This is a genomic window from Pseudomonas sp. KH_021 (assembly GCF_057838865.1).
Genome location: NZ_CM174477.1, coordinates 491,607 through 504,299, shown reverse-complemented (window position 1 = coordinate 504,299; position 12,693 = coordinate 491,607). Strand labels below are relative to the sequence as shown.

Annotated in this window: 14 protein-coding genes; 9 read left to right on the top strand and 5 right to left on the bottom strand. The window is 57.0% G+C overall.

Annotated features, from left to right (window positions below):
- Positions 1 to 319 precede the first annotated feature (319 nt).
- On the bottom strand, positions 320 to 1,519 hold the full coding sequence (tyrS, locus tag AC3IX4_RS02305) for a tyrosine--tRNA ligase (RefSeq protein WP_489259074.1): 1,200 nt from the start codon (positions 1,517 to 1,519) through the stop codon (positions 320 to 322).
- Positions 1,520 to 1,729: 210 nt separating this feature from the next.
- Here tyrS and AC3IX4_RS02300 point away from each other — a divergent pair, with 210 nt between their 5' ends.
- On the top strand, positions 1,730 to 3,160 hold the full coding sequence (locus tag AC3IX4_RS02300) for a peptidoglycan DD-metalloendopeptidase family protein (protein ID WP_489259073.1): 1,431 nt from the start codon (positions 1,730 to 1,732) through the stop codon (positions 3,158 to 3,160).
- Positions 3,161 to 3,163: 3 nt separating this feature from the next.
- Positions 3,164 to 4,249 carry an anhydro-N-acetylmuramic acid kinase gene (locus AC3IX4_RS02295; RefSeq protein WP_489259072.1) on the top strand — a complete coding sequence of 362 codons (1,086 nt, stop codon included), beginning with the start codon at positions 3,164 to 3,166 and terminating at the stop codon, positions 4,247 to 4,249.
- Positions 4,250 to 4,307: 58 nt separating this feature from the next.
- Here the strand turns inward: AC3IX4_RS02295 and erpA are convergent, their stop codons facing one another.
- Together erpA and argC are read right to left on the bottom strand one after the other, a co-directional pair.
- The gene (erpA, locus tag AC3IX4_RS02290; RefSeq protein ID WP_489259071.1) at positions 4,308 to 4,658 is read right to left on the bottom strand and encodes an iron-sulfur cluster insertion protein ErpA; all 351 of its coding nucleotides are present in this window, start codon (positions 4,656 to 4,658) and stop codon (positions 4,308 to 4,310) included.
- Positions 4,659 to 4,815: 157 nt separating this feature from the next.
- Complete coding sequence (argC, locus tag AC3IX4_RS02285) at positions 4,816 to 5,850, bottom strand: N-acetyl-gamma-glutamyl-phosphate reductase (protein ID WP_489259070.1); 1,035 nt, start codon at positions 5,848 to 5,850, stop codon at positions 4,816 to 4,818.
- 141 nt (positions 5,851 to 5,991) lie between these two features.
- Between argC and hemJ the strand changes: the two genes are divergently transcribed.
- From hemJ to AC3IX4_RS02255, 6 genes are all read left to right on the top strand, one after another.
- Positions 5,992 to 6,417, top strand: a complete 426-nt coding sequence (gene hemJ, locus AC3IX4_RS02280; protein ID WP_489261192.1) for a protoporphyrinogen oxidase HemJ — start codon at positions 5,992 to 5,994, stop codon at positions 6,415 to 6,417.
- Positions 6,418 to 6,449: 32 nt separating this feature from the next.
- Positions 6,450 to 7,409 (top strand): NAD(P)H-dependent flavin oxidoreductase, encoded by a 960-nt coding sequence (locus AC3IX4_RS02275; protein ID WP_489259069.1) that lies wholly within the window; start codon positions 6,450 to 6,452, stop codon positions 7,407 to 7,409.
- Positions 7,410 to 7,531: 122 nt separating this feature from the next.
- Complete coding sequence (locus AC3IX4_RS02270; RefSeq protein WP_489259068.1) at positions 7,532 to 8,305, top strand: SDR family NAD(P)-dependent oxidoreductase; 774 nt, start codon at positions 7,532 to 7,534, stop codon at positions 8,303 to 8,305.
- Positions 8,306 to 8,370: 65 nt separating this feature from the next.
- Entirely contained in the window at positions 8,371 to 8,709 is a 339-nt protein-coding gene (locus AC3IX4_RS02265; RefSeq protein WP_489259067.1) for a histidine triad nucleotide-binding protein, read from the top strand.
- A 109-nt stretch (positions 8,710 to 8,818) separates the two neighbouring features.
- Positions 8,819 to 9,466, top strand: a complete 648-nt coding sequence (coq7, locus tag AC3IX4_RS02260) for a 2-polyprenyl-3-methyl-6-methoxy-1,4-benzoquinone monooxygenase (protein WP_489259066.1) — start codon at positions 8,819 to 8,821, stop codon at positions 9,464 to 9,466.
- A 50-nt stretch (positions 9,467 to 9,516) separates the two neighbouring features.
- The gene (locus tag AC3IX4_RS02255; protein ID WP_489259065.1) at positions 9,517 to 10,557 is read left to right on the top strand and encodes a DUF2157 domain-containing protein; all 1,041 of its coding nucleotides are present in this window, start codon (positions 9,517 to 9,519) and stop codon (positions 10,555 to 10,557) included.
- A 45-nt stretch (positions 10,558 to 10,602) separates the two neighbouring features.
- Here AC3IX4_RS02255 and AC3IX4_RS02250 read toward each other — a convergent pair whose 3' ends face one another.
- On the bottom strand, positions 10,603 to 11,025 hold the full coding sequence (locus tag AC3IX4_RS02250) for an OsmC family protein (RefSeq protein WP_489259064.1): 423 nt from the start codon (positions 11,023 to 11,025) through the stop codon (positions 10,603 to 10,605).
- Positions 11,026 to 11,220: 195 nt separating this feature from the next.
- Between AC3IX4_RS02250 and crp the strand changes: the two genes are divergently transcribed.
- The gene (crp, locus tag AC3IX4_RS02245; protein ID WP_489259063.1) at positions 11,221 to 11,865 is read left to right on the top strand and encodes a cAMP-activated global transcriptional regulator CRP; all 645 of its coding nucleotides are present in this window, start codon (positions 11,221 to 11,223) and stop codon (positions 11,863 to 11,865) included.
- Here the strand turns inward: crp and AC3IX4_RS02240 are convergent.
- Complete coding sequence (locus AC3IX4_RS02240; RefSeq protein WP_489259062.1) at positions 11,862 to 12,569, bottom strand: lipoate--protein ligase family protein; 708 nt, start codon at positions 12,567 to 12,569, stop codon at positions 11,862 to 11,864. The genes crp and AC3IX4_RS02240 overlap by 4 nt on opposite strands.
- Between the last annotated feature and the right edge of the window lie 124 nt (positions 12,570 to 12,693).

The following is a 12,693-nucleotide window of genomic DNA, read 5'->3' as shown; positions in this document are numbered from 1 at the left end:
TTTCGTCTTAACCGAGGCGCGCATTCTACGCTTTCCTCTGTGTCTGTCAAGCGTTTATTTTGAAGTTCTTTAGGAGAAACCTGAACAACTTCAAACACTTGGCTCGCCTCGATCTCTCGTTAGCGGGAGGTGAATTCTACAGCGTTTAGAAGCGCTGTCAACCACCTTATTCACCGCTTTCGACCTTCAGACCGAAACACTTCCAACCTTGCTACTTTGGTTAACTCGTTGACTTACAAGGAGTTTTCCGTTTCGGCTACGCCGGAAGTGGGGCAAATTATAGAGAGATACAATTCGCCGTCAAGCAGTAATTGCGAACTTATTCAGCTTTCAGCGTTATGCGCGCAAAAGCCTTCTTTCCAGCCTGGCACACGTGCGTCGCGCCGAGCTCAAACACAAAGCCGCGATCAACCACCTCACCATCCACACGAACACCGCCAGCAGCCAGTAGATCACGCGCTGCCGCCGAGTTCTTGACCAAGCCTGCTTTATTAAGGACAGCCGAAACGGGCATCGCTTCAGCAGCCAACAACTCAACCTCCGGCAAATCCTCCGGCAGCTCGCCATCCTTCATACGATTACCCGCGCCGCGGTGAGCACTGGCAGCAGCCTCTTCGCCATGGAAGCGCGCAACAATCTCTTCAGCCAACTTGATCTTGATGTCACGAGGATTGGCGCCTGCCTCCACATCCGCCTTGAATGCGTCAATTTCATCCATCGAGCGGAAGCTCAACAGCTCGAAGTAACGCCACATTAATGGATCGGGAATGGAAACCAGCTTGCTATACATGACGCCCGGCGCTTCCTGGATACCGACATAGTTACCCAGCGACTTGGACATCTTCTTAACGCCATCCAGCCCTTCAAGCAGAGGCATGGTGACAATGTTCTGCGCCTCTTGGCCGTAGGCACGCTGCAACTCCCGCCCCATTAGTAGATTGAACTTCTGGTCGGTACCACCCAGCTCGACATCCGCACACAGCGCTACCGAGTCATAACCCTGCACAAGCGGATAGAGGAACTCATGGATAGCAATGGGCTGATTGGTTGTGTAGCGCTTATCGAAGTCATCGCGCTCAAGCATGCGAGCAACGGTGTACTGGGATGTCAGGCGAATGAAGTCCGCGGGCGTCAGCTTGTCCATCCAAGTGGAGTTGAATGCGACCTCCGTCTTGGCCGGATCCAAAATCTTGAACACCTGACTCTTGTACGTCTCGGCGTTTTCCAGGACCTGCTCACGCGTGAGCGGCGGACGCGTGGCGCTTTTGCCACTCGGATCACCGATCATGCCGGTGAAGTCACCAATCAGGAAAATGACCTGATGCCCCAGATCCTGAAACTGGCGCAGCTTATTAATAAGCACGGTATGACCAAGATGCAGATCCGGCGCCGTAGGATCGAAACCCGCCTTGATACGCAGCGGCTGCCCACGCTTGAGCTTCTCGACCAACTCCGACTCGACCAACACCTCTTCCGCTCCACGCTTGATTAGCGCTAGCTGCTCTTCAACCGACTTCATAACAAACCCGCAAGGCTCAGATTCAAAGGGGGACCAACATACAAGATCAGCCACCAAATACAAGTTTTTGCCCGACATGTGACCTCAAACCAGACTGACGACGTCTGCGAGCTTGCTTTGAGGACGATTTGGTTATATTTTATACAGTTATTTCATCTTCATCATGTCATTCATCTTTTCCACCTCATCATTTTCAAAGCCAAATCACTTATGACCGACGAACCGACTAAAGCGCCCCCGCTTTATCCGAAGAGCCACCTGTTGGCCGCCAGCGGCATCGCCGCCCTCCTCAGCCTTGCCTTGCTGGTATTCCCTTCCAGCGAAGTCGAAGCCAAGAAAACCACCCTGAATCTCGAGTTGGAGACTCCTGCCGAACAGCTCAAGCAGGACCAGCAAGAAGCCGCAGCGACTCCTATCCAGGAAGAATCCACCTCCTCCCCCTTCGCTCAAATCGACAACAGCGCTGTAGTTTCCGAAGAAACAGCCAAAATCGAGCCCTCACCGCTCCCTGCTCTCACCACGCCCGCCAAAAAGGAGCCTAGGCACAAGGAAGTTACGGTTGCACGTGGCGATACACTGTCCAAGCTGTTCGAAAAGGCTGGCCTTCCTGCCAGCACAGTCAAGGAAGTCCTTGGCAGCGGCAAGCAATCCAAGCAGTTCCGCCAGCTCAAACATGGCCAGGTGCTGCAGATAGAACTGGACCCCAACGGCCAGCTTGCCAGCCTGCACAGCAAAGTCAGCGACCTGGAGACCATTCGCCTTACCAAAAGCGATAAAGGCTTTACCTTCAGCCGCGAGATCAGCAAGCCAGCAGTGCGCACGGCCTACGTTCACGGGGTTATCAACAGCTCCCTGTCGCAATCAGCCCAACGCGCCGGGCTATCGCACAACCTGACAATGGATATGGCCAGCATCTTTGGCTATGACATCGACTTCGCTCAAGACATCCGCCAAGGCGACGATTTTGATGTGGTCTACGAGCAGAAAGTGGTCAACGGCAAAGTCGTCGGTACTGGCAATATTTTGTCCGCCCGATTTACCAACCGCGGTAAGTCCTACACTGCCGTGCGTTACACCAACAAGCAGGGCAACACCAGCTACTACACCGCCGATGGCAATAGCATGCGCAAGGCGTTCATCCGCACTCCAGTGGATTTTGCCCGTATCAGCTCGCGCTTCTCGATGGGACGCAAACACCCCATCCTGAACAAGATTCGCGCCCACAAAGGCGTCGATTACGCAGCGCCTCGCGGCACGCCCATCAAGGCGGCAGGCGACGGTAAAGTCTTGCTGGCCGGGCGTCGAGGTGGTTACGGCAACACTGTCATCATTCAACACGGCAACAGCTACAAAACGCTGTACGGTCACATGCAGGGCTTTGCCAAAGGCGTGAAGACTGGCGGCACTGTCAAACAAGGGCAGGTCATTGGCTATATCGGGACCACCGGCCTCTCAACCGGGCCACACTTGCACTATGAGTTCCAGGTCAATGGCATGCATGTCGACCCTCTGGGCCAGAAACTGCCCATGGCCGATCCGATTGCCAAAGCAGAACGCCAGCGTTTCAACCAGCAGAGTCAGCCCCTGATGGCCCGTATGGACCAGGAAAAGGCGACAATGCTGGCCTCGAGCAAGCGCTGATCCATGGCGCTTTATCTAGGCATCATGTCGGGCACCAGCCTGGACGGGCTGGACATTGCGCTGATTGAGCAACGCGACTCGCTCAAGTTGCTCGCGACCCTCTACCTGCCGATGCCGGCGGATCTGCGTAGCGAGTTGCTTGAGCTCTGCTCCCCAGGCCCTGATGAAATAGCCCGGGCCGCCACTGCGGAAAATCGCTGGGCTACGCTGGCGGCTGAAGGCGTCAAACAGCTGCTAGCTCAACACAAGCTTGAGCCTGGCAGTATTCGTGCAGTCGGCAGTCACGGCCAAACCATCCGCCATGAACCTGCCCGCGGCTTCACGGTTCAGATCGGTAACCCTGCATTGCTCGCCGAGCTTACGGGCATCACCGTGATTAGCGACTTTCGCCGTAGAGATGTCGCTGCAGGCGGGCAAGGCGCCCCCTTGGTCCCTGCCTTCCACGAGACGCTGTTCGGCGCTTCGACCGAACCCAGGGCGGTGTTGAACGTAGGCGGTTTCAGCAACCTGAGCCTGATGCAAGCCGGCAACCCGGTCCGAGGATTTGATTGCGGCCCGGGTAACGCTCTACTTGATGCCTGGATTCTTGACTGCAAGGCCCTGAGCTACGACAAGAATGGCGATTGGGCTGCTTCAGGTACCGTAATCCCTGAGCTGCTGAAGCGACTGCTCGCCGACCCTTTCTTTACTGCGACCGGCCCTAAAAGCACAGGGCGGGAAGTTTTCAATCTGCCTTGGCTCAAGCGTCACCTTTGCAGCGCCTATGCGCAGGCAGACGTGCAAGCTACCCTGCTCGAGCTCACCGCACAGACCATTACAGAATCGCTAAAGGCCGCCCAACCCCGCACCCAAGCCCTTTGGGTCTGCGGTGGTGGCGCTCACAACGGTGCGCTGATGCGCCGCCTTGCCCAGCTGTTACCCGCAACGCAGGTGGACAGCACTGCCGCTCGCGGCGTTGAACCTGACTGGGTTGAAGCCATGGCATTTGCCTGGCTTGCACATTGCTGCCTCGAAGGCATTCCTACCAACCGCCCAAGTGTGACCGGGGCGAGTGGTTTGAGAGTTCTGGGCGCTATCTACCCAGCCTGACCAGACAATGCAAAACGCCGCGCAAAGCGCGGCGTTGAGTGCATCGGTAAAACAAGACTCAGATCGAAAACGACGACCCGCAACCACAGGTTGTAGTCGCGTTCGGGTTCTTGATGACGAAGCGCGAACCTTCCAGACCTTCCTGGTAGTCCACTTCAGCACCGGCCAAGTACTGGAAACTCATTGGATCGACCACCAGGGACACGCCCTCGCGCTCGACGATGGTGTCGTCATCGGCCACATCTTCATCGAAGGTGAAACCATACTGAAAACCGGAGCAACCGCCACCCGTTACGAATACTCGTAACTTCAGGCGATCGTTACCTTCTTCATCGACCAGGCTCTTCACCTTGTGCGCAGCACCCTGCGTAAATTGCAAAGCCATGGGGGTGAAGGATTCGACGCTCATGCTGACTATCTCCCGGCGCTATGCCGCCATAATGCGTGATGACGCGCATTATCCGCTTCTGTGAGAAAAAGGGTCAACAATTGTGCAAAAGACATTCGGAACATTGCGTATCCGAAAACGAAAAGGCCCGCATCGCGGGCCTTTTCGGTGACAGGGATTAAGGCATCATGCCTGCGTGAGAAAGCCCCAGGCGCTCATCCAGGCCAAACAGGATGTTCAGGTTTTGAACGGCTTGGCCCGATGCGCCCTTGACCAGGTTGTCGATGACCGACAAGACCACGACCAGATCACCGCCCTGAGGCCGGTGAACAGCAATACGGCAGACGTTGGCACCGCGCACGCTGCGGGTTTCCGGATGGCTACCCGCCGGCATCACATCGACGAAAGGCTCATCGGCATAGCGCTTCTCGAACAGTGCCTGCAGGTCAACCGACTTATCCACAACGGTGGCGTACAGGGTCGAGTGAATGCCACGAATCATCGGCGTCAGGTGCGGTACAAACGTCAGGCCTACATCACCACCAGCAGCACGACGCAGACCTTGGGTGATTTCCGGCAGATGGCGGTGACCTTTCACCGCGTAGGCCTTCATGCTTTCGCCCGATTCGCAGAACAGCGAGCCCACACTGGCACCACGGCCAGCGCCACTGACGCCGGACTTGCAGTCCGCGATCAAGCGCGAAGCATCGGCAATACCGGCCTCAAGCAAAGGTAAAAAGCCCAGTTGCGTTGCGGTTGGGTAGCAACCCGGCACGGCAATCAGACGCGCCTGGCGAATTTGCTCACGATTGACTTCAGGCAAACCATAGACGGCGTCCTTGAGCAGCTCAGGCGCACCATGGGGTTGACCGTACCATTTGGCCCACTCTTCAGCGTCCTGCAAACGGAAGTCTGCCGACAGGTCGATCACCTTGGTGCCAGCGGCCAGCAGCTCACCGGCCAGGGAGTGCGCCACACCATGAGGGGTCGCGAAGAACACAACATCACAGGCGCCCAACGTTTTGATGTCAGGAACACTGAAAGCCAGGTTGTCGTAGTGACCGCGCAGGTTCGGGTACATCTCGGCAACCGGCAGTCCGGCTTCGGATCGCGAAGTGATAACAGCCACTTCTGCCTGTGGATGCTGTGCCAACAGACGCAGCAGCTCGACACCGGTGTATCCCGTGCCGCCGACGATACCGACCTTGACCATAAAACCGCCCCTTTCAACGAACCGACTGGAAAGTCACCGATGATAGGGGGCTCAAGGTCCTGTAACAACCGTTCAGGTGACGTGCGGGCACGCTAACCACTACTATCTCGATTCCGTGAACCTGGGGATAACCAAAAAATGCTGTTTTTATGGCTCAAAGCGTTTCATATCGTCGCCGTGGTGTGCTGGTTTGCCGGCCTGTTCTATTTACCACGCCTGTTCGTCTACCACGCAATGAGCGAAGACACCGCCAGCCGCGAACGCTTCACGATCATGGAGCGCAAACTGTATCGCGGCATCATGGGGCCTGCGATGATCGCCACCTTTATTCTGGGCATCGCACTGATCAGCCTCAATCCGGGTGGCTACATGAGTCAAGGCTGGATGCATGCCAAGTTGACATTGGTGATCCTGCTGACCGGCTACCATCACATGTGCGGCGCGCAGCTCAAGCGCTTTGCCCGCGGCGAAAACAAGCGCAGCCATACGTTCTATCGCTGGTTCAATGAAGTACCGGTGGTATTTCTGCTGGCAATTGTCATCCTGGCCGTGGTCAAACCGTTCTAATCTCATTCTTTTAGCCTACGAGATCAGCTCCCATGCCGCTGCCAAACCTGCTTGAACAACGCCTGCGCCTGCCGGTCGTGGCAGCGCCCATGTTCTTGATCTCCAACCCGCAGTTGGTCTTGGCCTGTTGCGCCAATGGCGTAGTGGGAAGTTTCCCCGCGCTCAATCAGCGAGAAAGCAGCGGCTTCAAGGCCTGGATAGAAGAGATCGAAACAGGTTTGGCAGCATTGGAGCGGCCCGCACCTTATGCGGTCAACCTCATCGTGCATAACAGTAATCCGAGGCTTCAGGCGGATCTTGCGATCTGTATCGACCACAAGGTTCCCATCGTCATCACCAGCCTGGGTGCGGTCAAAGAGCTGGTCGATGCCGTGCATGCCTACGGGGGGCTGGTATTTCATGACGTCACCACCAGACGACATGCAGAAAAAGCCGCCGAAGCCGGTGTCGACGGCCTGATTGCCGTGGCCGCAGGTGCAGGTGGGCATGCCGGTACCTGGAGCCCGTTTGCCCTTGTCAGTGAAATTCGCCAGTTCTTCGACAAGACTTTACTACTGGCAGGCTGCCTGAACCACGGCCATGAAATTCTGGCTGCACAGATGATGGGCGCCGACCTTGCTTACCTCGGAACACGCTTTATCGCCACTGGCGAAAGCCATGCACCCGACGATTACAAAGACATGCTGTTGGCTGCCAAGGCGGCCGATATCATTTACACACCCGCCGTTTCTGGCGTGCCCGCAAGCTTCATGCGCCAGAGCCTGGAACGGGCTGGTTTCGACCTGGCCGCGCTGAATAACACGGGCGCAAGCAGCAAACTCAAGCCGATCAACGATGAGGCCAAGGCCTGGAAAACTGTTTGGTCGGCAGGCCAAGGGGTGGGCGGTATCGATGACCTGCCTTCAACCCAAGCGCTTATCGCCCGACTGGATCGGGAATATCGCCAGGCTCAGCAGCAAGCCCTCAAAATGGCTCAAACCTGGCCCCATTGATGGCCTGCTTATAACGAAAGCAGCGAATCCCTCGCTCGCACTGTAGACTGTCCAAATGTAAATGCGTCCCTTCCCTGCTTCTTCGATGAATGCAGAGCGGTGGCGTTCGCACGGAGAACTGCATGACCCGTTACGCCCTGATCACTGGCGCCTCCAGCGGCCTGGGCCTGGCTATGGCCGAAGCCCTTGCTCGCCGAGGGCGCAGCCTTATTCTGGTTGCCCGCCAACGTGATCTGCTTGAAAGCATCGCCATCGAATTGTCCATGCGTTTCGGTGTGGAGGTCCTGATTCGGGCCCTTGATTTGAGCGAGCCCCTACGCTTGTCAGGCTTTCTGTTGGAGCTTGAAGAAGGCGAGAGGCAGATCGATTTGCTGGTCAACTGTGCCGCCCAGCGCTCCTACGGTCCTTTCCTGGCCAAGGAGTGGGGAGATGAGCAGGACCTGATCGAGGTAAACATTCTGGCACTTACTCGCTTGTGCCACGCCATCGGCAACGCCATGGCTGTACAAGGGGGTGGGCAGATTCTGAATGTCGCATCCATTGCCGCCTTTACTCCCGGCCCCTGGATGACCAGCTATGCCGCCAGCAAAGCGTATGTGCTGCATTTTTCCGAAGGCCTGCGCGAAGAGCTCAAGCAATGCGGGATCAAGGTCTCTGTTCTGTGTCCCGGCCCCACCCGCTCACCCCATCGCCGAATACCCAGGCTCGACAAGAGCAAGCGCTGCCTCAGTCCGGAAGAAGTTGCCTTGTTCACTGTTCGCGCTCTGGAAAAAAATCGTGCAATCATCACACCCGGACGACGTAATCGCTGGCTGGCCCTGGCTCCGCGATTCGGCTCGCGCTGGTTGGCACGCAAGATCGCTGCCCTGATCAACAAAGCCTACAGCCCGCGCTGAAGGGCTGGGCTAAGTCGGGCGAGCTGAGTACACTCAGGTCCGATTACCACCATGGAGTAACAGCTGTGGATACTCTGTTCACCAAGATCATCAACAGAGAAATACCCGCGAAAATCATCTACGAAGATGACCAGGTCCTGGCCTTCCACGATATCGCCCCGCAAGCCCCCGTGCATTTTCTGGTCGTTCCGAAAAAGCCGGTCCGCACCCTCAATGACCTGACGGAAGATGACAAGGCGCTTGCCGGTCATATCCTCTTTACCGCGCAGCGCTTGGCTAAAGAGTTGGGCTGTGACGAAGGTTTTCGCGTGGTGATGAATTGCAATGAATTGGGCGGTCAAACCGTCTACCACATTCATATGCATGTGCTAGGGCAGCGCCAGATGCATTGGCCACCGGGCTGATCAAGCACTCAACACACCGTTTGCCGCGTTAAACGGTGTGTTGATCCGCCGCAAGCTCTGCTCAGCCGATTGGGTTAAACTGGCAGCCGTGTTTTTTGCGGAGGTGCCCATGGCTACCGAACGTCACTACTCGCCGCTTGATCGCTTGTTGCTGCAAGCCGATGCCGCCATGCGAACGTTACTGCCTTTCAGCGGGCAGCCGTCCCGCCCGTCTCCGGCCATCATTGCCCCTGACTCCAAGCTCGATGACGTACAAGCCCGTCATGTTGCCGGCTTGATGCGCATCAACCACACCGGAGAAGTCTGTGCCCAGGCGCTGTATCAAGGCCAGGCCCTGACCGCCAAGTTGCCTCAGGTGCGCAAGGCCATGGAGCATGCCGCCGATGAAGAAGTCGACCATCTGGCCTGGTGCGAGCAACGCATTCGTCAGCTGGGCAGCCACCCCAGCGTGCTCAACCCGCTGTTCTACGGCATGTCGTTCGGTATCGGAGCCGTCGCTGGACTGATCAGCGACAAGGTAAGCCTTGGTTTTGTGGCCGCCACCGAGCATCAGGTCTGCAAACATCTGGATGAACATCTGGAACAGATCCCCACCGATGACGAAAAATCCCGGGCTATTCTTGAGCAGATGCGCACCGATGAGGCACAACACGCTGAATCGGCGCTGGATGCCGGGGGCATACGCTTTCCCGCCCCCATCAAGTTCGGCATGAGCCTGATGGCCAAAGTGATGACCAAGAGCACCTATCGAATCTGATTCAACCGGCATTGGGTCACACAGGATCGCCACAGGAAGTGAGGTCTGCCATGAGTGAACGTATCGACGCCCAGGATCTGGCTCGAGCTGTAAGCGCCGGAGTCCTGGCGCCTGGCCAGGACGTGGCGCTGCTTGAGTTTTTAAGGCAGTCGCCACAAGGGCGCGCCACCTTCCAGCTTTCGCATATCGCCTATTACTTCGGCGCCCTGCTGATCATGGCCGCAATGGGCTGGCTGATCACGCAAGCGTGGATGCGCGTCGGTGATATCGCCCTATTGTTAATCGCACTTTTATACACGGGCTTGTCAGGCGGGATTGGCATCGCGCTGCATAAGCGCGGGCAACTCATCCCTGGCGGCTTACTGGCTGCGGTTGCTGTGAGCCTTGTGCCCCTGGCGGTGTTTGCCATCGAGCGCCTGGTCGGGTGGTGGCCACTGGAGGATACCCAAGGCAACTATCGCGATTATTACCGCTACGTTCAGGGCGGCTGGCTGGCCATGGAAGCGGCCACCGTTATTGCCGGGCTGCTGATGCTGCGCGTTGTTCGCTTCCCTTTCATTGTGATGCCCATCGCCCTGGCGCTGTGGTTCATGTCCATGGACCTGACTGAATGGGTGTATGGCGAGACGTTCAATTGGGAAGACCGGCGCCTGATCTCGCTCTGGTTCGGACTTGGCCTGTTGATGGTTTTTGTCTGGATTGATGGCCGTACCCGCCACGACTACGCATTTTGGGGATATCTGGCCGGTTTGCTGGCGTTCTGGGGTGGGCTGAGCCTGATGGAAAGCGGCAGCGAGTGGGGGAAGGCGGCCTACTGCCTGGTCAACCTCGGCCTGATGGCCCTCGCGGTGTTGCTGCGCCGGCCGACATTCATGGTCTTTGGCGGTCTGGGAGTTGCGGGTTATCTGGGCTACCTGTCCTATGACGTGTTTGCTGACTCGCTGCTGTTCCCAGTGGTCGTGAGCGTGATCGGTGTCGCCGTCATTGGCCTGGGGCTGGTGTATCAGAAACATCGGAATCGCCTGAGCGATCACCTGCGCGCAAAGCTGCCGGCGCCACTGCTCAATTTTCTACCGGCTTTGAAGCGCTAAATGAAAAGGCCCTCTTTGTCGAGGGCCTTTGCATTCAACATCAGTTCAACCGAGCTCAACGATTTCATAGTCGTGGGTGATGTCCACCCCGGCACGCCCGAGCATGATCGACGCTGAACAGTACTTCTCTGCAGACAACTCGACAGCCCGCTTGACTTGGGCTTCCTTCAAACCGCGCCCCTTGACCACAAAGTGCAGATGAATCTTGGTGAATACTTTCGGATCTTCCTCGGCCCGTTCAGCTTCAAGGAACGCTTCGCAACTTTCCACAGCTTGGCGAGACTTTTTCAGAATGCTGACCACATCGAAGTTACTGCAGCCACCCAGGCCCAGCAGCAGCATTTCCATAGGGCGCACGCCCAGATTTCGGCCACCACTTTCCGGCGGGCCATCCATGACTACCACATGGCCGCTGCCCGACTCACCGAGAAACATGGCCTCACCCGCCCACTGGATACGCGCCTTCATCACCAGGACTCCACTGTAAAAAAGGTCGCCAGCTTAGCACAGCGGTCTCTTACGCCGGCGAATGAGAAACGGTTAAGTAAATGCGGATCCAATCGAACGCCTCTGATAAGCTGCGCCAATCTGCTGGCGTCAAGGCGCAGGTGAGTTGAATAAAAATTGTACGGAAGCGGTTTCACTTAATTGCGGGATAGCGCCATGGTCGTTCCAACCCTTGCACCCAAAATCAAAAATATCGACAAACTACTCGCTCATTGCCAGCGCCGTCGCTATGCGGCCAAGAGCAGCATTATTTGCGCCGGTGATCGCTCCGAGACACTGTCTTTCATTATCAAAGGCTCAGTCACCATCCTGATCGAAGATGACGACGGCCATGAAATGATCATTGCCTATCTCAATACCGGCGATTTTTTCGGTGAACTGGGTTTATTCGAGCCCGCAGGGCAAGAGCAAGAGCGCAGCGCCTGGGTTCGAGCCAAGACCGAGTGCGAGGTGGCTGAGATCACCTACGCCAAATTTCGTGAGTTGGCCGAGCAGGAACCCGAAATTCTGTATGCGCTGGGCAATCAGATGGCGCAGCGCTTGCGCAACACGACCCGCAAAGTGGGCGATCTGGCGTTCTTCGATGTCACGGGTAGAGTTGCCCGTTGCCTACTCGAATTGTGCAAGCAGCCCGATGCCATGACCCATCCCGATGGCATGCAGATCAAGATTACTCGTCAGGAGATCGGCCGAATCGTCGGTTGCTCACGGGAGATGGTCGGCCGCGTCCTCAAAGATCTGGAAGAACGCAGCCTGGTTCACGTCAAAGGCAAGACCATGGTGGTCTTCGGGACGCGTTAAGCGTCGGCGGGGATCGAGTCGAGCATTGATTGGTATTGCTGTTGCAGGCGTTCGATCAAGGGCGCCTGAGCAAATACCTCGTGCAGCGCGATATGGCTTTGAGCCCGGCAGCGCTGCTCCAGGTTGCAGATTTCATTGAATTGGTTAACTGCCGACACCATAGACTCGCGCTCGTTATCCAACAGCAAGGCACCGTGCACCAAGACAACCGGACGTTTGCCGCCCATGCCTTGTCGCCAGCGCTGGGCGGTACCGACCAACTTGCGACCATTGAGGTTGACGTTGTAGCGACCGTCGCAGAACGCACCCTCGATCTCGCCCACACCGGCTTCGCCTCCCCACTCGCGCAGCAACTCGCACAAGGGCTGGCAAAGTCGCTCGTAGGCGGCCTCAATACGACCGTGATCACCTTCGCGGCGCGGTGCAGCGTATACCAGCGCAAGGTTCAGCACCGCAGGAGATTGAGGCACCGGCTCACCGCCAGTTTCACGCAACAGCACCGGCCAGCCGGAAATAGCCAACTCGCCGCAGGCTTCTTCGAAATCCGCGAGTCGGCTCATCCGCCGAGGCATCACCAAAGCCCGATCCGTAGGCTTCCAGAACAGTAAACCATGGGACTGTGCCCCTGAACACACGGCAGCCAGCAAGTCCTGTTCGGCATGCAAGCCCGCTTCAACCGTCAATGCAGCAGGTTCAATCGTCATATCAGAAACCTTATCGGGTTTTGTAGGAGCTAGGCTTGCCTGCGATGGCCGTTACGCAATACATCAGATAAACCGCGGTGCGTTCATCGCGGCTAAAGCCGGCTCCTACAGCGATGGGTGTTGC